This is a genomic window from Mesorhizobium sp. P2_F8 (genome assembly GCF_056403655.1).
This window is the reverse complement of record NZ_JBFUFB010000005.1, coordinates 224,693-251,515: the sequence shown is the minus strand read 5'-3', so window position 1 is coordinate 251,515 and position 26,823 is coordinate 224,693. Positions and strand designations below refer to the sequence as shown.

Below are 26,823 nucleotides of genomic sequence, written 5' to 3'. Positions count from 1 at the left end.
TCCAGGACTGATAAGCGGGGACCCTCATGAGCCAACTCCTCACCATCGCCGATCTCAAGGACCTCGCGCGCCGGCGCGTACCAAAAATGTTCTTCGAATACGCCGATTCCGGCGCCTGGACAGAAAGCACCTACCGGGCCAACGAGGAGGATTTCGCCAAGATCAAATTCCGCCAGCGCGTGCTGGTCGACATGAGCAACCGCTCGCTGGAATCGACCATGATCGGCGAAAAGGTGACAATGCCGGTGGCGCTGGCGCCGACCGGCCTGACCGGCATGCAGCATGCCGATGGCGAGATGCTGGCGGCGCAGGCGGCCGAGGAGTTCGGCGTGCCATTTACCCTGTCGACGATGAGCATCTGCTCGATCGAGGACGTCGCCTCGGTGACCAGCAAGCCATTCTGGTTCCAGCTCTATGTGCTGCGCGACAAGGATTTCGTGCTCGACCTGATCGACCGGGCAAAGGCGGCGAAGTGCTCGGCGCTGGTGCTCACGCTCGACCTGCAGATCCTCGGACAACGCCACAAGGATGTCCGCAACGGACTTTCGGCGCCGCCCAGGATGACGCTGGCCAACATCGCCGACATCGCCATTCGCCCGCGCTGGTGGATGGGCATGGCCGGCACCAAGCGCCGCACCTTCCGCAATATTGTCGGCCACGCCAAGGGCGTCGGCGACGTCGCCTCGTTGTCCTCCTGGACGACGGAGCAGTTCGATCCGCATCTGTCATGGAAGGATGTCGCCTGGATCAAGGAACGCTGGGGCGGCAAGCTGATCCTCAAGGGCATTCTCGACAAGGAAGATGCGCTGATGGCGGCCAAGACCGGCGCCGACGCCATCATCGTCTCCAACCATGGTGGGCGGCAACTCGATGGCGCGTCGTCTTCGATCATGGCGCTGGAGGAGATTGCCGACGCGGTCGGCGACACGATCGAAGTGCACATGGATGGCGGCATCCGCTCCGGCCAAGACGTGCTGAAGGCGCTCTGCCTCGGCGCCAAGGGCACCTATATCGGCCGGCCATTTCTTTACGGCCTGGGTGCACTCGGCAAGGAAGGAGTTACCAAGGCATTGGAAATCATCCGCAAGGAGATGGACATCACGCTGGCTCTGTGCGGAAAGCGTCTGGTCACCGACATGGGCAAGGACCAGCTCCGGCGCTAAGTCCGTGACAGCCTGACCACGGAGACGGCGCAGAGTTGGCAGAACCCGGCATCCATTTTCTCGACGCGCATGGGCCGGAAGGTGTGCGTCTTTATGCGATCGGCGACGTGCATGGCCGGCTCGACCTGCTGGCCGCCATGCATCAGCGGATCGAGGATGAGATCGAGCGGGATGCGGCTGCCGACTGGCGCGTCATCCATCTTGGCGACTATGTCGACCGTGGACCGGACTCCAAAGGCGTCATCGACTTCCTGATCGAGGCGCGAGAGCGCGACCCGCGCCATGTGATGCTGGCCGGCAACCACGACGTCGGCTTTCTCGACTTTCTCAAGAAGCCCGACCCGGAAGGGCTTTTCATCCGTTTCGGCGGCATCCAGACGGCGCTGTCCTACGGCGTGGCGATCAGTGAAGGCACCAGCATGTGGTTCGGCAAAGCCGAGGCCGCCGTGCGCAAAGGACATGAATCCCTGGTCGAGGCGGTGCCGCAAACCCATATCGATTTCTTGCGATCGCTGCGGCTTTCGCTGACGCTCGGGGATTTCTTCTTCTGCCATGCGGGCATCAGGCCGGGCATCGCGCTGGCAAGGCAAAACCCGCAGGACCTGATGTGGATCCGCGACATCTTCCACAATTATCAGGGCCTGTTCCCGAAGATCGTGGTGCACGGGCACACGCCGGTGCCGGAGGCGGAAGTGATGGCCAACCGGGTCAATGTCGACACGCTTGCCTGGCAATCAGGCATGCTCAGCGCGCTCGTCGTCGACGGCCCGGACAAACGTATCCTGACGATCACGATCAAGGAGGCTGGGACGACGAAGGGAGCTTGAGCGCGGCGCGTCCAGGGACGCGAAAACGCTCCGGCTTTCAGCGAAGCGAGGCGGTGACGCCGTAGCCGTCGACGGCGTTGTGGTTGTTGGCTGCGTCGGCGGAATAGATGCCGAGGCCGCACAGCACGATGGCGGACAACATGGCAAAGGACAGAAGCGCTGCTTTCACGGACGTCATCTCTTGTTGAGCTTGCTGCATCTGTGCACCAGGCGGTTACCAATGCGTTGAAACGGAGAATTCGGTTCAAAGTTTCGACGATTTCGCGCTTCTAGGCGCACTCTGTATCGACGGTGTGTCGCGCGGGTCACACCAAAGGTTCATCGCGGTTGCACAGCCGATGCAGAGCGGGCGCCTTCTAGGATGACGGGCGGACACAAGCCAAGGATGAAAGGGGTTTTCCCCAGGCGGTTTCACCGCCGCGTGCCAATTATGTCACGTGGCAGGGTGCCGAGGGAGGACGCTCAGATCGTCGCCACCCAGGCGCGGGCAATGGCCAGGCCGGCAGCGTCGGCATCAGGCCCGTTGCGGGCCATTTCGCCATCGAGCTTGCCAGCCCAGTCGGGATGGCGCGCTGCGATGGTCGGCGCAAAGGACGTGCTCCAGTCCTGCACCATCGGCCGGTCGGCCTCGAAATGGAACTGGAAGCCGTAGACGGCACGGCCGACGCGAAACGCCTGGTTCTCGGCGACATCATTGCCGGCGAGCCGCACGGCGTTTTCCGGCAGCACGAACGTGTCGTCGTGCCACTGGAAGATCGGGAATTTCTCCGGCAACGTGCCCAGCACCGGATCGCCCTTGGCGTCCGGCGTCAGCGACACGCCGTGCCAGCCGAACTCGTTGGCGCCACCGATGCGGTTCTCGCCACCGAAGGCACGGGCAACGAGCTGGCTGCCGAGGCAGATGCCGAGCACGGCACGGTCCTTGTCGGCGAAATCGCGGGTCAATTCGAGCAGAGCCGGGAAATAGGGATAATCGTCGTCGTCCAGCGCATTCTGGCCTCCGCCGAGCACCACCATGGCATCGTGCCCGCCAGCATCATCCGGCAGGGGATCGCCCTTGTAGGGCAAACGCAGATCGAGGTCGGCGCCCGCTTCCGCCAGAGCCGCGCCTACCTGGCCAAGACCGGTATTGTCGTAGTTCTGGACCACCAGCACCCGCATCGCAAAACCCTGCTGACATGAAAATGATGCGAGGAGCGATATCATGCCGCCAGCATTGCAGCCAAGATGCGTGTTGCGGGAGAAAACTATGCCACTGCAGAACCGGGTCGATCCGTTCGGCGCCATCCACGCCGTGCCCGAGCGCGGGCTGTTCACCGGCAATCGCGGCATCATCCACGATCCCGAGACAAAGACGCTGCTGAAAAAGCGCTGGGCGCTTCCGGCCTGGATCATCTGCGTGTGCCAATTCCGCGACGTGTGGCGCGAGCCGATGGGGCGCAACCGGAAGAGCGACGACCAGTTGGGCGGCAAAGCGGGTTGGACCGAGCTGTTCTTCCTCGACGAGGTAACGGCGCTGGCGGCCGGGCATCGGCCCTGCTTCTTTTGCCAGCGCGAACGGGCCAAGGATTTCGTCGGCCGCTTCGGCCATGCCTTCGGCATTGCCGAGCCACGCGCGCCGCAAGTCGACAAGCGGCTGCACAAGGAGCGGCTGGCGTCCGGTGGCAAGGCACCGATGCTGGCCCTTGAGGAACTTACGGGTCTTCCCGACGGTGCGATGCTTGCTGATGGCGGCACCGCCTATGCCTTGCGCGGCGGCAAGGCGCTGCGCTGGTCTTTTGCCGGATATGGCCCACCCGGCGATTTCAGCTTGCTCGAAGGCAAGGCGCTTGCGCTGCTGACGCCGGCCACGGCGCTCGCCGTCCTGCAGCACGGCTTTCGGCCGGTGTGGCATCCGACCGCCGAGGCTTGACGCCGGCGGGCGGCTCGCTCATTTCTCGGCGATGCGCGCCAATTACAAGATGCAACGCCTGTTCGTGCCCGACGATCTGCGGCCCGAGATCGAGTTCGATGCCGGTCAGCAGCAAAGCCACTATCTGCTGCATGTGCTGCGGCTTGGCGAAGGTGCTGAAATCCTGGTGTTCAACGGTCGTGACGGTGAATGGTCAGTGGCAATCGCGGCGAAGACAAAAAGGGCGGTGCGGCTGAAGGTGCTGGCGCTGCAACGGCCGCAGCCGCCGCTGCCCGATCTCATCTACTGCTTTGCGCCTCTGAAGCAGGGGCGGCTTGACTATCTCGTGCAGAAGGCGGTCGAAATGGGCGCCGGTGTCCTGCAGCCGGTCATCACCCAGCACACACAAGTGGCAAAACCTTCCATCGATCGCCTGCGCGCCAATGTCGTCGAGGCCGCCGAACAGTGCGGCATCCTGGCGGTGCCGGAGGTGCGCGAAGCCGAAAAGTTCGACCGCCTGCTGACCGGCTGGGACAGAGAGCGGCGGCTGATCTTCTGCGACGAGGACGCCTCGACCAACAATCCGCTGCCGGCTCTGCAGGCGGTCAAGGAAAAGAAGCTCGGGCTGCTGGTCGGGCCGGAGGGCGGCTTCTCCGATGACGAGCGCAAGATGCTGCGCGCCCTGCCCTTCGTCACGGCCATTCCGCTCGGACCGCGTATCCTGCGCGCCGATACGGCGGCGGTGGCAGCACTTTCGGTGATCCAGGCAACCGTCGGAGACTGGTGAGACTTCATTCCTTGCAAGGGACGGAGAGCGCAGTATCGTTCAATTCCTGTTGACCTGTGGCTCAGGATTTTTTGCTTGATCGACTACTGACATTTCGTCCATCTAGCGCCGGCGGTCGTCCGACCGTCCTACAACTCAGCGTGTCCTTTCGGACGCGCAAAGGACGCTGTAACACTTGAAGGGGCACGTGATCCTTTCCGAAAATCGAAAGCCGATTTTCGGGATTATGTGCGGAGGGCTCTATCATGGCGCGCGACACAACCGATTTCCGCCCGATCGAAGGCGTCGATGAACTCGTCGAGCATCTGGCCGAAGGCAACAAGCCGCGCGACAAGTGGCGCATCGGCACCGAGCACGAGAAATTCCCGTTCTATGTCGACGGCAACGCGCCTGTGCCCTATGGCGGCGAGCGCGGCATCCGCGCCATCCTCGAAGGCATGCAACAGAAACTCGGCTGGGATCCGATCATCGATGACGGCCGCATCATCGGCCTGGTCGAACCGACCGGCCAGGGTGCGATTTCGCTAGAGCCGGGTGGCCAGTTCGAGCTGTCCGGCGCGCCGCTGGAGACGATCCACCAGACCTGCCGCGAGGGCAATGCGCATCTGGCACAGGTGCGCGAGATCGCCGAGCCGATGGGCATCCGCTTTCTCGGCCTCGGCGGCAGCCCGAAATGGTCGCTGGCCGAGACGCCGAAAATGCCGAAGTCGCGCTATGAGATCATGACGCGCTACATGCCCAAGGTCGGCACCAAGGGTCTCGACATGATGTACCGCACCTGCACGATCCAGGTGAACCTCGACTTCGAGAGCGAGGCCGACATGCGCCGCAAGATGCAGGTGTCGCTGAAGCTGCAGCCACTGTCGACGGCATTGTTCGCCAATTCGCCGTTCACCGAGAGCCGGCCGAACGGATTGCAGAGCTGGCGCGGCGACATCTGGCGCGACACCGACAACCAGCGCTCGGGCCTGCTCGAATTCTGCTTCTCGCCCGATTTCGGTTTCGCCGACTATGTCGAATGGGCGCTCGACGTGCCGATGTATTTCGTCATCCGCGACGGCCACTATCACGACATGACGCACATCACCTTCCGACAGTTCATGGCCGGCGCCGCGCGCAATGAAGTGCCGGACGGGCTGCCGACGATGGGCGACTGGGCGAACCATCTGTCGACGCTGTTCCCGGACGTGCGGCTGAAGCGTTTCCTCGAGATGCGCGGCGCCGATGGCGGGCCGTGGCGGCGCATCTGCGCGTTGCCGGCTTTCTGGGTCGGATTGCTCTATGACGAGGCAGCGCTCGACGCCGCCGAGGCACTGACCTCAAGCTGGACATATGACGAAGTGCTAGCGATGCGCAACGCGGTGCCGGAACAAGGCATTTCCGCGCCCTTCCGCAACACCACGCTGCGCGAGATCGCCCGCGACGTGATGGTCATCTCGCGCATGGGCTTGAAGAACCGCGGCCGCAAGAACCGCGACGGCTATGACGAGACCTCGTTCCTCAACACGCTCGATGAAGTGGTCGCACGCGGCACCACCAGCGCCGAGGAGATGCTCTCCGCCTACCACACGCGCTGGGGCGGCTCGATCGAGCCGGTCTTCATGGAATACGCCTACTAACCCTGCGAGTGCAGGCGCGGCCGATTGATTGGCAAAAGCCGCTTCAATCGGCCATCGAAACGAATTAGGCTCTCCACCCTAGGATTTCCCGGAGGAGAAAGCCGATGCCTACCTTGTTCGATATGCTGGCCCAGGCCCAGAACGGCAACGGCATGCAGGCCCTTGCCCAGCAATACGGGCTTTCGATGCAGCAGACACAGGCAGCCGTTGCCGCTCTGCTGCCGGCCTTTTCGCAGGGGCTGCAGCGCAACACGGCCGATCCCTATGGGCTCGGCGCCTTCATGACGGCGATGGCGAGCGGCCAGCACGCCAGGTATTTCGAGGACGCGACCCGAGCCTTCTCGCCGCAAGGCGTCGATGAGGGCAACGGCATTTTGGGGCACCTGTTCGGCTCGAAGGACCTGTCGCGGGCCGTGGCTAGCCAGGCAGCGCAAGCCAGCGGCGTCAGCCAGCAGATCCTGCAGCAGATGCTGCCGACCATCGCCTCAATGGTCATGGGCGGGCTGTTCAAGCAGACGACAAATCAGATGCAGGCGGCCGGCGGCCTTGGCGGCGGCAACAATCCGCTCGGCGAGATCATCGAGCAGATGATGCGGCAAAGCGGCATGCAAGCCCCCGCTCCACAGCCGCGCCAGGCACCGCAGCCGCAGAATCCGATGGACAACCCGCTCGGCAAGGTTTTGCAGGACATGTTCGGCGGCGGTGCCCCGCAGCCGCAAAGCCATCCGCAGCAGGCACCCAATCCCTATGGCGACAATCCGCTCGGCAAGGTGCTGCAGGACATGTTCGGCGGTGGAGCGCCGCAGCCGCAGCAATCGCAACCGCAGCAGACCCAGAGCCCCTATGGCGACAACCCACTCGGCAAGATCTTCGAGGAGATGCTGCGGCAAGGTGGTGGCGGCTTCGGCGGGGGCGGACAGCCCGCACCGCAACAGCCACAGGCACCACCGCAGCGGCAGGCGCCGCAGCCGCAGACCAATCCGAGCGGCCGGCCGAGGAACCCGTTCGACGACCTGTTCGGCAAGATGTTCGAGACCGGCGCCCAGCAGCGTGACGAGTACCAGAAGGGCGTGGAAACGATCTTCGACCAGTTCAAGCGGGACATGGATCGGCGGTAGCACCGATCGGCACTTCAAAAGAAAAGCCCGGTCCTGGGAGGACCGGGCCAGCGTGCAGGCGGGCCGGCGGGGATCCGGCAGGGAGTGGGGGCCTGCATACTCGTCAGTCGCGTCGAACCTTAAAAAGGTTCACGGCAACCGGTGCGATAGCAACCAAGCCAGGCGATCAGGCCCCCTTGCGGGCGAAATGCTCGATCGTTTCGACGCGATCGCTGGCGATTTCGCGCAAGATCTTCGTCGGATCGCGGCCAAACGGTATGTCGATGGCGACATGGAGATCGGCGCGCGTCAGGCCGATATCGGCGAGTTCGGAATCCGACATCTCGCCAAGGCGATAGAAGGCGCGGCGGTTTTTCCAGGCGCGGTAAACGTTGGAGGCGGTGTTTGCCACGCGCGTCGCAACGGCCGGACGCGAGGTAATGCGCGAGGTCTCGGTGGCGAAATCAAACGTGGTCATGTCGGTCTCCTTCAGACTCGAACGGACAAAGCCCTGCCATCGGCGCTGACGACAGCGACCGTTTCGGCTTCGATTCACATGCCTTCATGTGGACAATGACAATTTGCCATCGACCGATTGATTAATCCAACGAATGTTTCTAATCCTAGGCATCAACACTAGTGATGGATTGGACCGATGAAAGCGCCACTCGATCTCGATCAGTTGCAGACCTTCATCTCGATTGCCGACACCGGCAGCTTTACGCGGGCGGCCGAAGAGGTGCACCGGACACAGTCGGCAGTATCGATGCAGATGCGCCGGCTGGAAGAGCGGATCGGCAAGCCGCTGTTCGAAAAGGACGGGCGTACCAACAGGCTGACCGAGGAGGGCGACAAGCTGCTCTCCTATGCGCGGCAGCTGCTCTATCTCAACCGCGAAACACTGGCCGCCTTCGACGACCGGCGGCTCGAAGGCACGATCCGCATCGGCACGCCGGACGACTATGCCGACCGTTTCCTGCCCGAGATCATGGCGCGCTTCACGCGCTCCAATCCGCGCGTCGAACTGACCGTCATCTGCGAGCCGACGCCAGGGCTGGTCGAGCATATCAAGCGCGGCAATCTCGACCTGGCACTGGTGACGCACAATGATGTACGCGGCCAGTCGGAAGTGGTGCGGCGCGAGCCGCTGCTGTGGGTCACCTCGGCCAACCATGCGACGCACGAGCAGCCGACGCTGCCGATGGCCTTCGGCCGGCCGAATTGCATCTGGCGGCGCGCCGCCGTCGACGTGCTAGACCAGCAGCACCGGGACTATCGCATCTTGTTCACCAGCTTCTCGGCAACTGTCATCACCGCCGCCGTACTTTCTGGCCTGGCGATCTCGGTGTTGCCGGAATGCGCGCTCAGGCCCGGCATGCGGGTGCTAGGTGAAGCCGACGGCTTTGGCGCCCTGCCCGATTGCCGTATCGGCATCATGCGCGGGCAGACGTCGCGGCCGGAGATCGTCGATGCGCTTGCCCGCCACATTTCGGAAAGCCTGGACAATATTTCCGTGCCGATCGGCGAAGAGACCGGGACATTCGACTTCGCCGCCCTCGCCTATGCCAAGATGAAGAGGACGAAGCCGAACCAGATCCTGCCGGGCTGGTAGGCCAGATCCTCCCTGACAGGAAGATCAACCAAGGGCCGAAGCCGATCTGCCCTCGCCGGGCGAAGGGCCTGCCAGGGCCAGCATCTGGGCCGGCTCCAGCGGCGGTGACAGCAGATAGCCCTGCAACTGATGGCAGCCCATGCCGACGAGCAGGGCCTTTTGCTCCTCGGTCTCGACCCCCTCCGCGGTGACCTCGACGTCGAGAGCGATGGCAAGGTCGACCAACGCCTTGACGATCGCGGTGGAGTTTCGATCATTGTCGAGAAGGCGCACGAAGGAACGGTCGATCTTGAGCTTGTCGATGGCATGGCGGCGCAGGTAGTTCAGCGAAGAATAGCCGGTGCCGAAATCATCGAGCGCGACCCCGATGCCGGTTTGGCGCAAGGCCGCCAGTACCGTCCTGGTGGTGTCGTTGTTTTCCAGAAGCACACTTTCGGTGATCTCAAGTTGCAACCGCGACGGCGCCAGCCCGGTCTCGGCAAGGATCAACGCAACCTCGTCGGCGAACCCGGCGTCGCGCAGTTGCAGCGGCGAGACGTTGACGGCAACCCAGGGCAATTGCGTGCCGACGGCGAACCGGCAGGCCTCGCCCAGCACCCATTTGCCGAGCTCGCCGATCATGCCGCGTTCCTCGGCAATGGCGATGAACTGTTGCGGCGGCAACGCGCCATGGATCTCATGCGCCCAGCGGATCAGCGCTTCGGCGCCGGCGATCGTCCTGCCATCCGCGGCGAAAATCGGCTGATAGGCCAGTTTTATCCCGGTCCCGCCAGCAAGGGCGCTGCGGAGCTCGTTCTCGACCTTGCGCTTGTGCAGCAGGAGGTCGTCCATGTCGCCGGCGAAGATCTGATGGCGACCGCGGCCATTCTTCTTGGCCTCGTAAAGCGCGATATCGGCCTTGCGCAGCAGGTCGTCAGCATCGACTTGCGGACCCGACGCCAGGGCAATGCCGATGCTGGCACTGACGAAGACCTGATCGTCCATCAGCCAGAACGGCTCCTGCATCTTCCGCAGCAGCCGTTCCGAAACATCCTCGGCCGCCCTGATGTCGCGAACATCGACCAGAATGAGCGCGAACTCGTCGCCGCCGAGCCGCGCCACCGTGTCGATTTCCCGGATTGTCTGCTGCAGCCTGGTTGCCGTCTGGCGCACAAGCTCGTCGCCGGCGGGATGGCCGAGCGTGTCGTTGACATGCTTGAAACGATCGATATCGAGATAAAACAGCGCTATCCTTGCCGTATCGCGCCCGGTCGTGAGCAAGGCCCGTCGCAACCGGTCCTCGAAGAGAGCCCGGTTGGGGAGGCCCGTCAGCGTATCGTGAAAGGCGAGATACTGCGCCTGCGCCTGACTGGTCTGCAGCGCCAGCGATGTCCGCCGCAGGCGCCGCAGGAGAAAGATCAATGCACCCGCGGCAAACAGCACGCCGGCGACCAATGCCGGGCCCGCCTTGCGCACCAGCGTCAGACCGGGGCGCTCCTGATCCCAACCGATGTAGCCGAGAATGACACCGCGTGAATTCATCACCGGAATGGCGGCGGAGCTGACCGGTTGCGACAACAGCAGCAGGTGCGCGCCATCGAGCAGATATTTTTCGGCGATCTTGCCGATGACAGCGTCGTTGATGAACTCGATCGAGACATGCAGATATTCGCTGCCCGGCGCCTGGGTGACGCGGTCCGAACTCGGCACCAGCGGTGCGATGCTGAGGATCGCCGGCTTGCCCCCAAGCGACACGAGGTCCTCGGCGACCATTTTGGTCGGGCCGCCGGATGCGTTCTGTTGCGGCGGTTGAGCGATCAGCTGGCGCAGCTTTTCGATGGTGGGCCGCAAAGCAGGCTCATCCGCGCCGTAGACGCCCAGCGGCATCACCTTGCCTTCCTGCATGGCGTGGATCGGCCGGTTTGCCTCGTCCAGCACATAGACACGGTTGTGACCGTAGTAGGTGTACATCCAGACGCTGATGTTCTCAACCATCCATTCCTGGTTGCCGGCCTTGGCATTGAGAATGGAATCGTCCCAAACCGAGATACTTTCCTGCTCGCGCTCCACGGTAGCGATCTGATCCTGCAAACCGTTGGCGAAGAATATCTTTTGTCGCTCAAGTGAGGCACGATCGGTCTGCACGGCCGCGTAGAAGCCAAATCCGACGACCATGACCAGCGCAAAAGCGGCAAGCGCCAGCACGGTCAGCGTGACCTGATACGTCAATGGGCTGCGATGTCCGCTTGCGCTCATGCGTCCTTGGCCAGCTTCGTTGGATGCAACTCAATCAAAGCAGGCTTAAGATCACGTTATGACGTGTGGTCCGTCACAGGCGCCTTGACGCGAGCGTTCAACCGTTCCCCAATCGGCCAATGAGCGAGGCAGCATCCGAATCACGCACGAACGCCACCGAATACACGGTGAGCGAGATTTCCGGCGCGCTGAAGCGCACGGTCGAGGACGTGTTCGGCAATGTGCGGGTGCGAGGCGAAATATCCGGCTATCGCGGGCCGCATTCGTCCGGTCATGCCTATTTTGCGCTGAAGGACGACCGCGCGCGGCTCGATGCCGTGGTGTGGAAGGGGACGATGAGCCGGCTGAAATTCCGCCCCGAGGAGGGGATGGAGGTGATCGCCACCGGCAAGCTCACCACCTATCCCGGCAAATCCAACTACCAGATCGTCATCGACAATCTGGAGCCAGCCGGCGCCGGCGCCCTGATGGCGCTGCTGGAAGAGCGAAAGCGCCGGCTGCAGGCCGAGGGCCTGTTCGACCCCGGCCGCAAGCGGTTGCTGCCGTTCATGCCGCGCGTCATCGGCGTCGTCACCTCGCCGACAGGTTCCGTCATCCGCGACATCATTCATCGCATCAAGGACCGGTTTCCATTGCATGTGCTGGTCTGGCCGGTGCGCGTGCAGGGTGAGACGGCGGGCGCGGAAGTGACCGCCGCGGTCAACGGCTTCAACGCGCTGGCCTGGGACGGTGCCATCCAGCGCCCCGATCTGCTGATCGTGGCACGCGGCGGCGGCAGCCTCGAAGACCTTTGGGGCTTCAACGACGAGGCGCTGGCGCGTGCCGTTGCCGCCTCCGCCATTCCGGTGATCTCGGCTGTCGGCCACGAGACCGACTGGACGCTGATCGACCTCGTCGCGGATCGCCGGGCCCCGACACCGACAGGTGCGGCCGAAATTGCGGTGCCGGTGAAGGCCGACCTCGAAGCGACGCTTGCCAGCCTTGGCGCGCGGCTCAAGGCGGCGGTCTTGCGCAATTTCGAGCGCAAGCGGCAAGCCGCCCGTGCGGCCGCCCGCGCTCTGCCCTCGCCCGATCAATTGCTGGCGCTGCCGCGCCGACGCTTAGACGAGGCGACAAGCCGCCTTGGCCGGGCGCTGTCCGTCAGCGTCGACCGCAAGCGGGCGCGCCTTCAAGGCCAAAGGCTGACGCCGGCCACGCTGTCGCGGCGCATGAATGAAGCCCGCACGCTGACCGGCCGCGATCTCGCCCGCGCGCAAGCGGCATTTTTTGCCATCGTGCGAGAGCGTCGCGCACGATTTTCGCGCACCGCGACGCGGCTTTCGCCGGCCCCGATCGCGCGGCGCCAGAAGCTGCAAGGGGACACGCTGGCAGCACTGGCGCGGCGACAGGATCGGGTGATCTCCGTCCGGCTCGAGCGCCTGCGCGGACAATTGAGCCAGGCCGATCGCCTGTTGACCACGCTTTCGCACAAGGCCGTCCTGGCGCGCGGCTTCGCCCTGGTGAAGGACGCCGATGGGGCAGTGATCAAACATGCGGCCGAAGTGGCGTCGGGAATGGCGCTTTCGCTTGAGTTCGCCGACGGCACCGCCGATGCGATTGCCACCAGCGGCACGGCAAGACCGAAAGCCGTGGCCAAGCCGGCGGCAAAGGCCAAAGAGCCCGGCAATCAGGGATCGCTGTTCTGAGATCATGACCGACAATCTGAACCATCTGGCAACGCCTTCCGGCAAGCCGCGCGCGCGGCGTTTCGGCATCGGTTTCGACGGCACACCCGGTCCGTTCAACGCGATCACCGATGTGCCGGGCGTTGCGGTCGGGTACACGACGCTGATTTCAGGCGATGGCGCGCTCGTCGTCGGCCAGGGACCGGTGCGTACCGGCGTCACCGCGATCCTGCCCCGGCCGCGCGCCGATCTTGCCACGCCGGTCTTTGCCGGCATCTTCAGCCAGAACGGCAATGGCGAACTGACCGGCTCGCACATCGTCGAGGAAACCGGCGCATTCAACTTTCCGATCACCGTCACCAACACGCATTCCTGCGGTGTTTCACGCGACGGCACGCTGCGCTGGATGCAAAGCGTGCTGCCGGCGGCACTCGACAGCGCCTGGGGCCTGCCGGTGGCGGCGGAGACCTTTGACGGCTTCCTCAACGACATCAACGGCCACCATTTGACATCAGAGCATGTTGCGCAGGCACTTGACGGTGCGGCCCGCGGACCGATCGAGGAAGGCAGCGTCGGCGGCGGCACCGGCATGATCACCTTCGGCTTCAAGGCCGGATCCGGGACCGCATCGCGCATCGTCGAATGGCAAGGCCGTGCCTACACTGTCGGCGCCTTCGTGCAGTCGAATTTCGGCAAGCGGCACAATTTTACGGTTCGCGGCCTGCGCGCCGGGCCAGAACTTGCCGAGCCGGCGATCCGGCAAGGCACACCGCGTGCCGAAAAGGGCTCGATCATCGCCGTCATCGCCACCGACGCGCCATTCCTGCCGCATCAGATGAAGCGGCTGGCCCGCCGTGTGCCGCTTGGCGTCGCCATGACCGGCGGCTTCGGCTATCACAGTTCAGGCGACATCTTTATCGCCTTCTCAACCGCCAATGCGAGCGCGGCGCTGGCACCATCCGGCCGCATCGCCAGCGCCGATTTTGTTCCCGACACCGACATCGATCCGTTTTTCGACGCGGTGATCCAGAGCGTGGAGGAATCGATCCTCAACGCCTTGGTCGCCAATGACGACATGAGCGGGCGCGACGGCAATTTCGTGCCGGCGTTACCGAAAGTGTGGCTGAAAGAGAAATTTGGCGGAGGGGATGACTGATACGAAGACGCGGGCCGAATAGCCCGCGTTTCAGACAGTTTTCCTGGAATTGCTCTAAGCGGCTATTCCGCGGCTTTGCTGGGGGCCTGCTGGTTCTCGTCGGCCTCGGCCGCTTCCTCGAGCCGGGAGGCAATCAGTTCCTGAATGTCGCCGACCTCTTCCTGGATATCCTCCAGAGGGATGCCGACCTCTGCCGCCTTGGCAGCGCATTCCTTGGCCAGAGTCTCGGCCTGCTTGTCGATCCTGGCGTGGGATGACTGGCAGTGGACCTTTTCGCCTATCCATCCCCGCAAGAACTCGATCGCGTGTTCACTCATACTGCTGTTCCCTGGCGGCAAAGCCGGTTGGTAATCATAAACGCCGACACCCCGCAAAGGATGCATGCTCCCATACGAACCGAGTCGTCGCCAACCGGCAAGCCGATCTTGTCCAAGGTCCACAGCGTCAAAGGAAATCGAGGGGTCAAGAGCATTCTGTTTCTGAGGGGTCGGTACCGTTGGCTGGGATCACGCCCAGCTTTGCGCCACTGTTTCTATTTGCTTTTTTCCGGTTTCCTAGCCGATTTCGTCACAATAGATGGCGCAATCCGTAACACATTTACAGTCGCTTCGGCGGCGCTGCCCTGAGGCGCGCGGGTCGAAGCCGCCGGTATATAGTGACATCCTCACGCAATGTCGACTCTGCTCGCCATCAGGTAGTGTCTCAGTTTGAAATCTTGCGATGCGGTCGATGCCGAGACCTGAGAGGCAGATCGACCCAGGGTCATTTCTCTCGCACATAGGTCACTTCGTGAATAATCTCGCGCCCGTCGAACGGATTCTGGGTGGGGGGCGAGGTGTAAGTCAGCGTATGTTCGTCGACTTTGCAGAACCGCACCTGTTCCGTGCCACTCCATGCTTCATTCCAGCTCATGTCGACATGATGGACAACGCGATCTGACTCAACCGTATAGCTGCCCGAATAGGCGAACATCGAGTCGAACAACGCAATCTTCTCTTCGTCGGATGGCGGCAAACGCTGCGGCCGATTGCGATTGTTCCTAAGGATAAAGAAAATGACGCGCTCAGGTGTATAGATGACGATGCCATCAGGTTCCTGACCCAGAGCTGGCTGCCGCTCCTCGGTCGAAACGTCTCTCGTCATCCAAGACGTCATTCGCCAGCTTCCAAGCAGGAGTTCGCGGCGAATTGGTTGATCGGGCACATCTTCAGCCATTGCCCACACCTCCGTTATTTCTTGGCAAGCGCTCTCTATACCATCCGCGCGGTCCCGGCCTCGGCGCATCCGGGCAGTCTGGACGGCATATGGAATGAGATCTCCCCATGCTTTGCGGTAAGTATATAGGAGTTCGGCTCGGATCGCGACCAGCGAGCCTTCAAACCGAGACACGACCGGATCATGCGCATCGAGAACGGCGCAGCGAATGCCGCCGCTGCCTCCAAGCCGATAATGTGCTGGAGTTCATGCCGCCATTGACGCCGCCGCAGGACGAGGTGCGGTAGCAACGGGCCACCCCTATCTTGCCGGAAGCGAAGCCCCATATGCATGGTAGGATCCACTCGTCTTGCTGAGTCTTGCCTAGGGCACGGAAAACTGCGAACGACAGGGAAGCTTACCGGATGTCCCTTGGGATCGATCAGGCGACGATCACAGCCTATCTGGAAGTCATCACCATCAATCTCGTTCTGTCGGGCGACAATGTCGTGGTGATCGGCATGGCGGCCGCGGGCCTGGCAAAGGCGCTGCGGCAGAAGGCGATCATCGCCGGCATCGCCGCAGCGGCTGTCATCCGCATCGTCTTTGCCGTGGTGACCGTGCAGTTGCTGGCGATCCCGGGTATCATGCTGGTCGGCGGTCTGCTGTTGTTCTGGGTCTGCTGGAACATGTTCGGGGAATTGCGATCCGCCGGCGATGCCGATGACGCGGACGGTGCAGACGCCGATCCGACCGTGGCTTTCCTTACGGCGACACGACCGGCCAAGGCGCTGCGCACAGCGATCGTGCAGATCGTCGTCGCCGACGTTTCGATGTCGTTGGACAATGTGCTCGCCGTGGCCGGTGCTGCCAGCGACGACATGGATGCGCTGGTCTTCGGCCTCATCCTGTCGGTGGTTCTGATGGCGGTCGCCTCGACGCTGGTGGCGGCGCTGCTGGCCAGGCATCGCTGGATCGGCTGGCTCGGCCTTGCGGTCATCGTCTATGTCGCAGGCAGCATGGTGCTGGATGGCGTCGAGCAGTTGAAAGCGCTCGACTATTGGACGGTTCTTTCAAGAACGTCGAGCTCGATTGGAGCCCCAACAATTAGAGTCTCCATGCGGGGCAAGGAACGAGCGGCGACCATTTCTGGATTCGAATGCGGGAATCCTCTTGGGCAAAGCCCTCAGGGACTTCCGGCGACCCGCACGATGAGGTTGCCGAAATTCTTACCCTCGAGAAGGCCAAGGAAGGCTCGCGGAGCGTTCTCTATGCCATCCACGATATCTTCCCGGTAGCGAACGCGGCCGGATGCTATCCAGTCGGCCATGTCGCGGTAGAAAGCCGGGCGCTGGTCGACGAATTCACGCTGAATGAACCCCCTGATCGTCAGGCTTCGGTGGAGTACCTGCTGCATCAGCGTCGGCAGCCGATCGATGCCGGACTCCGCGATGACATTGTATTGCGCGATCAACCCGCAGACCGGCACGCGGGCAAAATCGTTCAACAGGGGGAACACCGCATCCCAGACAGGGCCGCCGACATTCTCGAAATAGATGTCGATGCCATCAGGGCAGGCCGCCTTCAGCTGCGCGGCAAAATCATCGGCACGGTGATCGACGACCGCATCGAAGCCGAGCTCCTGCCGCACGAAAGCGCATTTGTCAGCGCCGCCGGCAATGCCAACGGCACGCGCGCCCTTGATGCGGGCGATCTGTCCAACGGCTGACCCGACCGCGCCGCTGGCCGCCGCCACGACGACCGTCTCGCCAGGCTTTGGCTGTCCAATCGTGAGCAGGCCGGCATAGGCGGTGAAGCCCGGCATGCCGAGAACGCCGAGTGCCGTGGTGACGGGCGCCGCCGCGGGTTCGAGCTTGCGCAGCCCGACGCCGTCGGACAGTGCAAAGCTCTGCCATCCCGAGTGCGACAGGACGACATCGCCTTCAGCGAAGCCGGCGTGGCGGGATCTGACGACACGCGCAACGGTACCGCCTTCCATCACGCCGTCGATCTCGACCGGCTTGGCATAGGATTTGGCGTCGTTCATCCGCCCGCGCATATAGGGATCAAGCGACAGATAGAGGATCTGCAGGAGGAGTTCGTTCTCCGCCGGCTCGACAATTTCAACCGTCTCGATACGAAAATCGCCTGGCTTCGGCCGGCCTTGCGGTCGCGCTGCAAGCACGATGCGGGTGTTTGTCTGGGCTGACATTTGGGGACGACCTCGCTGTCAAGGACACTCTACTCGAAAAACCGGTTGGGCGGCCGCTTCAGGCCAAGATTCTCGCGCAATGTCGTTCCCTCGTACTGCCGCCTGAAGATCCCCCTACTCTGCAGTTCGGGCACGACCTTCTCGACAAAGTCGTCGAGCCCGGCGGGCAGATAGGGAAACATGATGTTGAACCCGTCGGAGCCCTCGGTGACCAGCCATTCCTCCATTTCGTCTGCGATCGTTTGAGGTGTACCGACGAAAGCAAGGCCGGAATAGCCACCCAGCCTCTGGGCAAGCTGCCTGACGGTCAGGTTCTCCTTGCGCGCCAGTTCGATGACACGCTCTCGGCCGCTCTTGCTGGCATTGGTTTCGGGGATTTCGGGCAAGGCCGCGTCCGGATCAAAACCGGACGCGTCATGCCCGATCGCGATCGACAGCGAGGCAATGCCGCTCTCGTAATAGACGAGGCTGTCGAGCTTCGCCCGCTTGGACTGCGCATCCTCGACACTGTCACCGACGACGACAAAGGCGCCGGGCAGGATCTTGATGTCGTCGCGCGAGCGGCCGAGTTTCTCCGCACGGCTTTTGACGTCGGCGAAGAAACGCTGCCCGGCGGCGAGATCGGCATGCGCAGCGAAAATGACTTCCGCCGTCTCTGCCGCCAGTTGCCGCCCAGCCTCCGACGCGCCGGCCTGGACGATGACCGGCCAGCCCTGGATTGGACGGGCGATGTTGAGCGGCCCGCGCACCGAGAGATGCTCGCCCTTGTGATCGAGCACACGCAATCTGGAAGGATCGAAATAGAGACCGCTTTCAGCGTCGCGGATGAAGGCATCGTCAGCGAAGCTGTCCCACAGGCCGGTCACGACATCATAGAATTCCCGCGCCCGCCGGTAACGCTCGTCATGCTCGACATGTTCGTCGAGACCGAAGTTGAGCGCTGCATCGGGATTGGATGTGGTGACGATGTTCCAGCCGGCGCGGCCGCCGCTGATATGGTCCAGCGAAGCGAAGCGGCGGGCGATGTGGTAGGGCGCGTCGAACGTCGTCGATGCGGTTGCGACCAGCCCGATATGATCGGTGACGGCCGCCAGCGCCGACAGCAGCGTGAACGGCTCGAACGACGTAACCGTGTGGCTGCGCCGCAGCGCCTCGATCGGCATGTTGAGAACGGCCAGATGGTCGGCCATGAAGAAGGCGTCGAACTTCGCCGCCTCCAAGGTCTGGGCGAAGCGCTTCAGATGCGCGAAATTAAAATTGGCGTCGGGATAGGCGCCCGGATAGCGCCAGGCGCCTGTGTGCAGGCTGACGGGGCGCATGAAAGCGCCAAGCCGCAATTGTTTCTGTGTCATGAAAATCGTTCCGACCAATCAATATGGTCGAGCGCCATCGCTCGAATCCTGATCTTTAGGATCGGCCGGTCCGCCCAACCCGGGAAGGTATTCCGTTGCGCCGCGCCGGGTTTTTGCAGCAATTCCGTTTTGCGATCCATGACCGCAGCACAAAAAATGGCCGGGCTCAAATGCGGCCCGGCCAAAAGAAGGTTCAAACCTTCAGAGGGGAACACCGCTCAGCGGAATGGGAGGAGACCGCCGAACGATTTTGCCTTTCTGAGCTTATTTCCGCGACTTGGCGACGAATGACGTTCCAAAGAACACGCAAAACGGCGAAAATCTGTTCGGCATCGAGGCTTTGTTATGCATGTCGTCCGCCTAAAACCGGGGCCACTTTTGGACGACATGCTTTGGGCTTCACGGGCGCTCCGCTCCGGTCTGGAGAAGATCGGCATAGTGGCGGCGCGCCACGTCAGGATGCGAACGCAGACGGCTTTTCAGAACATTGGTGCCGACATCGCGGAACAACGGGTTGTCCGGGTCGCTTGCCGGTCCGCGTGCCTCGGCCGCCAGTTCCTCGGGCAAATTCAGCAGCGGTATGGTCGCATCCAGCCGCGCGCTGAAGAAGAAGGGAACGGAAATCCGCTCGACGCCGGCAGGCGGGGTCACGACGCGGTGAACGGTGGCGCGCAGATACCCATTCGACGCCAGTTCGAGCAGTTCACCAATGTTGACGACAAGCGTTCCGGGGAGCGGGTCCACATTCACCCAGCTGCCGTCATATTCAACCTGCAGCCCCTTGTTGTCGTCCTGCAGCAACAGCGTCAGGAAGCCGCCATCCTTGTGCGCGCCGACACCCTGGTCGCCATCCGTCGCGTTACGTCCAGGGTAGCGCACGATCTTCATGCGATGGTTGGGCGAGTCCCTGTAGATCGCGTCGAAGGCGTCCTCGGGCTGATCGAGCGACAGCGCGAAGGCTTTCAGCAGCCGGATCGCCACCGCCGTAGCCCTGGCCTGCCATGCCAGCAGCGCCGGCTTGAGATCGGGCAATGCCGAGGGCCATTGGTTCGGTCCTTGCAGCCGTGTCCAAGGCGCAATTCCCGGCCCTTGCGGGATGGGCTGGCGCTCGACGCCGATGTCGAGTTGTTCACGCCAGTCGGCAGCGCCCTTGGTCAGTTCACCGCCGGCGCGCGTGTAGCCGCGAAACTGCGAGGACTTGACCATTTCGATCGCCAGCTTGTCGGTCTCCGGCAAGGCGAAGAACCGGCGCGAGGCATCGAGCACTTCATCAGTCTCTGACGCCGAAATTCCGTGGCCGCTGAGATAGAAGAAGCCGACGTCGCGGGCCGCCGTGCGCAGATCCAGGAGAAAGGTGCGGTGCTCGGACGCTCCTTGTTCGAGACGGCTCAGATCGAGTACCGGCACAATTCTGGGCATGCAGGTTCCTTCTTTTCTCCGCCCTTGCCGAGGAGAAGTAGAAGCGACCATCGGCAAGCACTCGAGGCGTGGACGTGCATCCAAGGTGCCACGCAGGGGCAGCCGATCAAAGCAATGGGCACCCCAATCTCGACGCCAACGGAAGAAAGTCAGCGCTGCATAATGTTTCCCGAGGGCAAAATAATATCCCAACGGATGTTTCATGCATGTTGCGACGAGACATAGATCGGAGACGTTTATGCGGACTTCCGCATGAACTGAAGGCCCGGCAGGTTGGCCGTTGCGCCTGGATCCTCCTCACGCCGCCTGCCTGATGACTTCAAGCCAGCCCGAACGTCTCCACGGCGCGCATGATGCCGCGCAGTTCGGCGAGGCCTTTCAGCCGGCCGATCAGCGAGTAGCCGGGATTGATCCTGGTCTTGCCGATATCGTCGGCAAGCAGGTGGCCGTGATCGGGGCGCATCGGGATGCGCCAGTCGGCGCGGCCTTCCCTGCTGCGGCGCGCCTCTTCCTGCATCAGTGCGAGGATGACATGCGCCATGTCGGTGCCACCCTCTAGATGCTCGGCCTCATAGAACGAGCCATCCTCCTCGATGGTGATGTTGCGCAGATGGGCGAAATGGATGCGGTCGGCGAATTCCTTGACCATGGCGACGATGTCGTTGTCGGCGCGCGTCCCATAGGAGCCGGTGCAGAATGTCAGGCCATTGGCGGGGCTGTCGACGGCGTTGAGAATAAAACGCGCATCCGCGGCGGTCGAAACGATGCGCGGCAGGCCATAGAGCGAGAAGGGCGGATCGTCAGGATGGATGCACATGCGCACCCCCTCCTGCTCGGCCACCGGAATGATCTCGCGCAGGAACCAGGCAAGGTTGTCGCGCAATTCCTTCGGACCGATCGCATCGTAGTCCGCCAGGGCCTCGCGAAAACTGTCACGGTCGTAGCTGCGCTCTGTTGCCGGCAGGCCGGCGATCAAATTGCGCTCGATCCTGTCGATCTGCTCGTCGCTCAATTCCCTTAGTCGCGTTTCCGCCTCGGCAATGCGGGCGGCGCTGTAGCTGGCCTCGGCATTCCTGCGTTTCAGCACGAACAGGTCGTAGGCCGCGAAATCGATCGCATCGAAACGCAGGGCGTAGCCCGTCGTCGGAAGCCGATAGGCCAGATCGGTGCGGGTCCAATCGACCACGGGCATGAAATTGTAACAGACCGTTGTGATGCCGGCCTTGGCAAGGGCGCGGATCGTGTCGCGATAGTAGCCTGCGTAGCGCTCGCGCTCCGGCGCACCGATCTTGAAGGAATTGTGGACGGGAATGCTCTCGACGACCGACCAGGTCAGCCCTGCCGCCTCGATGATCTGCTTGCGCTCCAGAATGTTCTCGAGCGGCCAGGCGCGCCCGTCATAGATGTCGTGCAGGGCCGAAACGATGCCCGTCGCGCCCGCCTGCCTGACATGATCGAGCGTCACCGGGTCGTTCGGTCCATACCAGCGCCAGCATTGTTCCATTACGGCTTTCCTTCTGCGAGGACGGCAACCTATTGTTGGACCGCAATGAGTGTCAAACCAAAGCGCGTCGCGTTTGAGCGGATTCAGGCGACGCGCTTTAGGTCCCTGTTTTTATGGATGTCGTTGCCCCAAAACCGGGGCCACTTTTGGGCGACATGCATTAAGAGCCACCTTGGACAGCAAATAACGGAGTACCCGCAATGAAGGATTTCGACGGCAAGGTCGCTCTGGTGACGGGTACGACCGGGATTGGCCTCGCAAGCGCTATACGCCTGGCGGCAGGTGGTGCCGCGATCATCGCCTGTGGCATCGACCGCGCGGCCAACGCGGCGATGCAAGCGCAACTGGAAAGCTCCGGGCCAGGCGTGCTGGTCATAGACACCGACGTCTCTGTGCCGGATCAGGTTCGCGATGCGGTCGCGGCCGGCGTCGAGCGGTTCGGCGGCCTCGACATCATCGTCAATTCGGCGGCGGTCCATCCATACGGAACAGCTACCAGCACCGATTTCGAGACCTGGAACAAGGCAATGTCGGTCAATGTCGGCTCGATCTACCTGACCGCGCATTTCGGCATTCCGGAAATGATCCGGCGGGGCGGCGGCGCCATCATCAACGTGGCCTCGGTGCAGGGTCACGCTTGCCAGCAGAATGTCGCCGCCTATGCGACGACCAAGGGAGCGATCCATACGCTGACGCGCTCGCTGGCGCTCGACTACGCACGCCAGGGCATCCGCGTCAACTCCGTGAGCCCCGGCTCGATCCGCACCCCGATCTTGGAAAAAGCGGCACGCGGCGAAAACGGCACCGATGCCGATGTCGAGGCCGCCTACAAGCGCTTCGGCGAAGCGCATCCCATCGGGCGCATCGGCGAGCCGGAGGAAGTGGCGGAACTCATCGCCTTTCTGTGTTCGGCCAAAGCCGGGTTCTGCACCGGAGCGGACTACAAAATCGATGGCGGCCTGACTGCCGGCATCGGCGTGAAGTAGAGCCATGTAGATCGGTTTGGCCTTTACCGGGAGTCGCCGACATCTGACGACCCCCGGCGCGACCGCTTTTGGCGGGCGCGGCGCTGAAGTCTTCATCGCCAAACTGGCAAGTTTCTTGCCACCGCGAACCTCGACCAACACCGACTTCGGGTTTTTAAACAGATTTAGCTCGGCATCTAGGCGCCTCGCGAGCGCTGCGGCCGTGGTCGCGGTAGCTCGCCCGGTTAGGGCGGTGGCTGGCACCCCGAGCACGGGGGAACGGCATTCTCGATGAGCTGGACAAGCCGGTAGACGACCTTGTGGAGCCGGGTCCTGATAGCCAGAATGACGTCGAACCCGTGCAGTACTATCGATGGAGGCGGCAGCGTGTATGGAGGCCGCGGCGTGGATGGCGCGTGGTTTGCCGTCGCTACTGGCGTCGAGGCCGCTGGCGCGCCGGAGATGTTTCCGCCAATCCTACTGGATCCGCTTCTATTGAAATCTCGTAAAACGCGAAGGCTCCGGCATTTGTTGGAGCCTTCGCAAAGAATTTCAGGGCCGAGGGATAGGGCCTTCGGCTGACGTCATTCCTCAGTGCCGGATCGAGCCGGCTGCGCTTGCGGCGGTGGCTCCCATCCAAAAACACTGCGTCCGCCCAGCATGTGCGACTGGTCGAACTCGCCTGCCACGATTTCCTTCAGGCTGGGACCGGTGACATAGCGCTCGACCTGGCGTGACTGGTCGTCCAGCCGTCTCAATGCATCGATCTCCTCGGTGCGGCCGAGCTTGGCCTTGTGAATGGCCGATTTCAGCACGCCGATCGTCTCGTCATAGACTTTCAGCGGCACGGGGAACGGGTGCCTGTCCTTACCGCCATGCGCCAGCGAGAACCGGCCGGGGTCCGAGAACCGGCATGGCGCTCCATGCACGACCTCGGCCACCATCGCCAGCGCACGCACGGTGCGGGCACCGACGCCTGGCACCAAGAGCAGCTCCGGGAAATCGGCAGGCCCGCGCTCGACGGCGGCAGCGATATTGCCGTGCAGGCGGCGCATGACGACGTCGCTTTCGCGGACGTCATGATGGGCCGGCATGATCAGATGCGGCAGCAGGGGCTGCGCGGGAGCGGGTGGCGAGCCGTGCTCCAGCAGGGCAAACTCTTTCACGATGCGATCGGGACCCAGATCCCGCAGCAGCTCCAGTTGGCCGTGACGCGAAGCATCGGCGCGCCGGTCGGTCAGATTGACGATCTCGCCCTGATTGGCGCCTTCGATCGCGGCATGCGGCTGCTCGACGAAGCTCGTCAGCCCCTCGGACAGCCAGTGGTAGCGACGCGCCACCTTGCTGTCGCCGTTCATGCCTTGTTGCACCACGACCCAGTCGCCATCGTCGGTAACGATGAAGCCATGAAGGTAGAGGTCGAAGCCGTCCTGAACGGCGGCGCTATCGACCTTGGCGACCAGCCGACTGGCCTTGGCCAGGCCCGCCCCGTCGAAACCGACGCGCTCGCCGATCAATGTCAGTTCGTGCGGAGTCTTGCGCGAATGGGCGCCACGTCCGCCACAGACATGGATACCGAGTTCGCCGGAGAGTGGAGACAGGCCGCGTTTCAGGGCGCCGACAACACTTGTCGTGATGCCGGAAGAATGCCAGTCCATCCCCATCACCGCGCCGAAAGACTGGAACCAAAAGGGGTGAGCCAGGCGGCGCAGCAATTCAGTGCGACCACAGTGATGGATGATCGCCTCGCACATCACCGCGCCAAGGCGCGTCATGCGATCACCGAGCCATTTGGGCACGCGACCGCCATGCAGTGGGAGATCAGCACTTCCAGATCGTTGCGCCAATTTCTGCCGCCCGCTTTGCTCGTTGATTAGAGATAGGTGTTGCGCACCTGTCAGGGAAGCCTGCCGTCGCCCTTGCCAACGGATCGCACTCCGCGGGTTCGTCGGATTTGCCGATCCCGAGCGTAGCGGAAACGGATGGCGGCAAACCGTAGGAACGATTTGCACGGAAACCCGTTTGCCCTGACTGGAAACAGGATGAGCAAAATGGTCGCCCCGCGTGCTGCCTGGAAGGGTTTTTTGAAGGTTGGTTCGGTGTCCTGCGGCGTGAAGATCGTCGGCGCCACCAGCGAGGCGTCGAAGGTTCATTTCAGGATATTGAACCGCAAGGACGGACTCCCGGTCAAAAGCGTCTACGCCGACGAGGACACTGGAAAGCCGGTCGACGCGGAAGACCAGGTGAAGGGTTTCGAGGTCGAAAAGGATGAGTTCCTCCAGATCGAGCCCGACGACATCAAGGCGCTCAAGCTGACGTCGAAGCATACGCTCGAGGTCGGCGAGTTCGTGTCGATTGACGAGATCGATACGCGCTATCTGGAGAAACCCTACTATCTGATTCCGGCCGATGGCGCCGCTGTGGAGGCCTATGGCGTGATCCGCGATGCCATGAAGAACAAGGGCGTCGCTGCACGATCCTGCGTCGTGCTGTATCAGCGCGGCCGCGAGGTTCTGATCCAGCCCTATGGCAAGGGCATGGTGATGACCGAGCTGCGCAACCACAATGAAATGGTCTCGCAGGACAGCGTGCTCGATGGCTTGAAGACGCAGAAATATGATCCCGAACTGCTCGAAATCGCCGGCATGCTCATCGACAAGAAGGTGACGACTTTCGATCCTTCGAAGTTCGAGGACACCTACGAAGATGCGCTGATTGCCATGATCGACGCGAAACGCAGGGGCAAGCAGCCGCCGAAGCCCGCGCCGAAGCCGAAAGAGAACGTCATCAACCTGGCCGAGGTGCTGAAAAAGAGCCTCAAACAGGAAGGGTTGGGGCCGCCTACAAAGAGCGGCTCGCCGAAACGCAAGATTGCTTAGCACCTGTCGTCGCTGGCACGCGCCAACACACTAGAATTGATCGAAGTGGAGAACTGCAGCGACGTTGTAGGCCGGCACGGTTGCAGCCTTCGGGGTGGCGCTGGGCCGTGCCGGCCGTGCTGGGGCTTCGAGGGACCAGCGACGATCAGGCTATAGGCATATTAGCAATCTCGCAATTAAGCCAAATGGCCTATCCTGCGCGGATATCGCGAAGGATGCGCATGCGGGTCCGCTCGCCATCGCGTTCGCAAACGATCTCATTCATAGCGGAACTTTAGCAATTTTCCCCAAGCCCTGGACACCGCAACGCTTCAGGTTGTGGCGGCAATGTTCCGACGCCGACACGGGCCTCCATCGCAAAATTCCACTAGGCGGCGCTCTTGCAGCACGACAATGGACGTGCGGGGCTACGCTGGCGGTTTGGTTCGTCTAGTTGGAAACGAAAGGCAGTAGGACGATGACGATTTCTCCGTTTCTCACCGCTCTCGGATCCGAAGGTCCCCCAGCCGACTGGGCGAAGGACATGGCCCTGTATGGATGGCTGTTGGAAGTTGGGAAGTGGATACGGTCCACCACCTCGACGACGGCACAATGCAGAAATGGAATGGAGAATGCCATTTTGGCTGGGTGCTTGGAGGCCGCGCGATCCAGGACGTTTGGATCAGGCCCAAGCGGCCTGCGCCGTCAACGATTTATGGCACGACATTGCGCATCTTCGATCCTGGGATCGATGGCTGGCACATCCTATGGAACGACCCGCTCAACCAGGATCACTCGCGCCAGGTCGGTCGGGCCGAGGGGAAGGACATCGTCCAGCTCGGCAATGACTCGCTCGGTTTGAAAACCCGATGGCGTTTCACTGAGATCACCGCCGACAGCTTCCATTGGATCGGCGAGGAAAGAGATTCCGAGAGCGACCCCTGGCAAATCACCTATGAACATTTTGCGCGCCGACAAAACCCCGAAGCCAGGTAGCCGTCGAAAGGAAAAGGCCGTCGTTTTTCCACGAACGACGGCCCCATGCTTGCCTGCCCGCCCCCCCCAAGGACAGCATGGAGCTCTATTAGAGCAGGCTAAAATTTGCCGTCTATAAACTTTGACATAGAGGGGCGGAAAGATTTTGCCGCCCTGATTGCGGCGATGTTCCCCAGCGAGTTTTTCGGACTAGGACAAATTACTAGCCGCCCCGTGAAGCGCGTCGCGCCGGTCAGGGCATAGCTTTGGCGGCTACGCACGCGACCGCCATC

At 62.5% G+C, this 26,823-nt stretch carries 23 protein-coding genes and 1 pseudogene; 13 read left to right on the top strand and 11 right to left on the bottom strand.

What is annotated here, in order from left to right:
- The first annotated feature begins 26 nt into the window (after positions 1-26).
- Both AC1DZP_RS14570 and AC1DZP_RS14565 read left to right on the top strand, forming a co-directional pair.
- Complete coding sequence (locus tag AC1DZP_RS14570) at positions 27-1,163, top strand: alpha-hydroxy acid oxidase (RefSeq protein ID WP_477303267.1); 1,137 nt, start codon at positions 27-29, stop codon at positions 1,161-1,163.
- Positions 1,164-1,198: 35 nt separating this feature from the next.
- Positions 1,199-1,990 carry a metallophosphoesterase gene (locus AC1DZP_RS14565; protein ID WP_477303265.1) on the top strand — a complete coding sequence of 264 codons (792 nt, stop codon included), beginning with the start codon at positions 1,199-1,201 and terminating at the stop codon, positions 1,988-1,990.
- A gap of 37 nt (positions 1,991-2,027) precedes the next feature.
- Here the strand turns inward: AC1DZP_RS14565 and AC1DZP_RS14560 are convergent, their stop codons facing one another.
- Positions 2,028-2,159, bottom strand: a complete 132-nt coding sequence (locus AC1DZP_RS14560; RefSeq protein WP_257784452.1) for a hypothetical protein — start codon at positions 2,157-2,159, stop codon at positions 2,028-2,030.
- 293 nt (positions 2,160-2,452) lie between these two features.
- Positions 2,453-3,151, bottom strand: a complete 699-nt coding sequence (locus AC1DZP_RS14555; RefSeq protein WP_477303264.1) for a type 1 glutamine amidotransferase — start codon at positions 3,149-3,151, stop codon at positions 2,453-2,455.
- An 88-nt stretch (positions 3,152-3,239) separates the two neighbouring features.
- On the opposite strand from AC1DZP_RS14555, the gene AC1DZP_RS14550 reads away from it, so the two are divergent.
- The 4 genes from AC1DZP_RS14550 (at position 3,240) to AC1DZP_RS14535 (ending at position 7,405) form a co-directional block, all read left to right on the top strand.
- Positions 3,240-3,902 (top strand): hypothetical protein, encoded by a 663-nt coding sequence (locus AC1DZP_RS14550; protein ID WP_477303262.1) that lies wholly within the window; start codon positions 3,240-3,242, stop codon positions 3,900-3,902.
- A 31-nt stretch (positions 3,903-3,933) separates the two neighbouring features.
- Positions 3,934-4,668 (top strand): 16S rRNA (uracil(1498)-N(3))-methyltransferase, encoded by a 735-nt coding sequence (locus AC1DZP_RS14545; protein ID WP_477303260.1) that lies wholly within the window; start codon positions 3,934-3,936, stop codon positions 4,666-4,668.
- Between the two features lie 245 nt (positions 4,669-4,913).
- Positions 4,914-6,287 (top strand): glutamate--cysteine ligase, encoded by a 1,374-nt coding sequence (locus AC1DZP_RS14540; RefSeq protein WP_477225528.1) that lies wholly within the window; start codon positions 4,914-4,916, stop codon positions 6,285-6,287.
- 104 nt (positions 6,288-6,391) lie between these two features.
- Positions 6,392-7,405 carry a DUF937 domain-containing protein gene (locus tag AC1DZP_RS14535; RefSeq protein ID WP_477303258.1) on the top strand — a complete coding sequence of 338 codons (1,014 nt, stop codon included), beginning with the start codon at positions 6,392-6,394 and terminating at the stop codon, positions 7,403-7,405.
- Between the two features lie 166 nt (positions 7,406-7,571).
- On the opposite strand, the gene AC1DZP_RS14530 is transcribed toward AC1DZP_RS14535, so the two are convergent.
- A complete protein-coding gene (locus AC1DZP_RS14530; RefSeq protein ID WP_477303256.1) occupies positions 7,572-7,862 on the bottom strand; it encodes a DUF1127 domain-containing protein in 291 nt (96 codons plus the stop codon).
- Between the two features lie 177 nt (positions 7,863-8,039).
- On the opposite strand from AC1DZP_RS14530, the gene AC1DZP_RS14525 reads away from it, so the two are divergent.
- On the top strand, positions 8,040-8,996 hold the full coding sequence (locus tag AC1DZP_RS14525) for a LysR substrate-binding domain-containing protein (protein WP_477303254.1): 957 nt from the start codon (positions 8,040-8,042) through the stop codon (positions 8,994-8,996).
- A gap of 24 nt (positions 8,997-9,020) precedes the next feature.
- Here the strand turns inward: AC1DZP_RS14525 and AC1DZP_RS14520 are convergent, their stop codons facing one another.
- A complete protein-coding gene (locus AC1DZP_RS14520) occupies positions 9,021-11,231 on the bottom strand; it encodes a bifunctional diguanylate cyclase/phosphodiesterase (RefSeq protein WP_477303252.1) in 2,211 nt (736 codons plus the stop codon).
- 119 nt (positions 11,232-11,350) lie between these two features.
- On the opposite strand from AC1DZP_RS14520, the gene xseA reads away from it, so the two are divergent.
- Positions 11,351-12,916, top strand: coding sequence for an exodeoxyribonuclease VII large subunit (gene xseA / locus AC1DZP_RS14515; protein WP_477303250.1), 1,566 nt, complete (start codon positions 11,351-11,353; stop codon positions 12,914-12,916).
- A gap of 4 nt (positions 12,917-12,920) precedes the next feature.
- A complete protein-coding gene (locus tag AC1DZP_RS14510) occupies positions 12,921-14,051 on the top strand; it encodes a DmpA family aminopeptidase (protein WP_477303248.1) in 1,131 nt (376 codons plus the stop codon).
- Between the two features lie 62 nt (positions 14,052-14,113).
- Here AC1DZP_RS14510 and AC1DZP_RS14505 read toward each other — a convergent pair whose 3' ends face one another.
- Positions 14,114-14,368 carry a hypothetical protein gene (locus AC1DZP_RS14505; RefSeq protein ID WP_477225521.1) on the bottom strand — a complete coding sequence of 85 codons (255 nt, stop codon included), beginning with the start codon at positions 14,366-14,368 and terminating at the stop codon, positions 14,114-14,116.
- A 445-nt stretch (positions 14,369-14,813) separates the two neighbouring features.
- Positions 14,814-15,266 carry a lipocalin-like domain-containing protein gene (locus AC1DZP_RS14500; protein ID WP_477303246.1) on the bottom strand — a complete coding sequence of 151 codons (453 nt, stop codon included), beginning with the start codon at positions 15,264-15,266 and terminating at the stop codon, positions 14,814-14,816.
- Positions 15,267-15,670: 404 nt separating this feature from the next.
- Between AC1DZP_RS14500 and AC1DZP_RS14495 the strand changes: the two are divergent.
- Positions 15,671-16,300, top strand: a pseudogene (locus AC1DZP_RS14495) (YjbE family putative metal transport protein); the annotation flags it as partial.
- 131 nt (positions 16,301-16,431) lie between these two features.
- Here AC1DZP_RS14495 and AC1DZP_RS14490 read toward each other — a convergent pair.
- The 4 genes from AC1DZP_RS14490 to uxuA form a co-directional block, all read right to left on the bottom strand.
- A complete protein-coding gene (locus AC1DZP_RS14490; RefSeq protein ID WP_477303244.1) occupies positions 16,432-17,457 on the bottom strand; it encodes an NADP-dependent oxidoreductase in 1,026 nt (341 codons plus the stop codon).
- A gap of 29 nt (positions 17,458-17,486) precedes the next feature.
- Entirely contained in the window at positions 17,487-18,809 is a 1,323-nt protein-coding gene (locus tag AC1DZP_RS14485; RefSeq protein WP_477303242.1) for an LLM class flavin-dependent oxidoreductase, read from the bottom strand.
- Between the two features lie 399 nt (positions 18,810-19,208).
- The gene (locus tag AC1DZP_RS14480; protein WP_095088845.1) at positions 19,209-20,228 is read right to left on the bottom strand and encodes an isopenicillin N synthase family dioxygenase; all 1,020 of its coding nucleotides are present in this window, start codon (positions 20,226-20,228) and stop codon (positions 19,209-19,211) included.
- A 319-nt stretch (positions 20,229-20,547) separates the two neighbouring features.
- A complete protein-coding gene (uxuA, locus tag AC1DZP_RS14475; protein WP_477303240.1) occupies positions 20,548-21,732 on the bottom strand; it encodes a mannonate dehydratase in 1,185 nt (394 codons plus the stop codon).
- A 200-nt stretch (positions 21,733-21,932) separates the two neighbouring features.
- On the opposite strand from uxuA, the gene AC1DZP_RS14470 reads away from it, so the two are divergent.
- Complete coding sequence (locus AC1DZP_RS14470) at positions 21,933-22,718, top strand: SDR family NAD(P)-dependent oxidoreductase (protein ID WP_477303238.1); 786 nt, start codon at positions 21,933-21,935, stop codon at positions 22,716-22,718.
- A gap of 563 nt (positions 22,719-23,281) precedes the next feature.
- Here AC1DZP_RS14470 and AC1DZP_RS14465 read toward each other — a convergent pair.
- Complete coding sequence (locus AC1DZP_RS14465) at positions 23,282-24,544, bottom strand: DUF763 domain-containing protein (protein WP_477303236.1); 1,263 nt, start codon at positions 24,542-24,544, stop codon at positions 23,282-23,284.
- 195 nt (positions 24,545-24,739) lie between these two features.
- On the opposite strand from AC1DZP_RS14465, the gene ku reads away from it, so the two are divergent.
- Entirely contained in the window at positions 24,740-25,576 is an 837-nt protein-coding gene (gene ku / locus AC1DZP_RS14460) for a non-homologous end joining protein Ku (RefSeq protein ID WP_477303234.1), read from the top strand.
- 705 nt (positions 25,577-26,281) lie between these two features.
- Positions 26,282-26,551, top strand: coding sequence for a hypothetical protein (locus tag AC1DZP_RS14455; protein ID WP_477303232.1), 270 nt, complete (start codon positions 26,282-26,284; stop codon positions 26,549-26,551).
- The last annotated feature ends 272 nt before the right edge of the window (positions 26,552-26,823 follow it).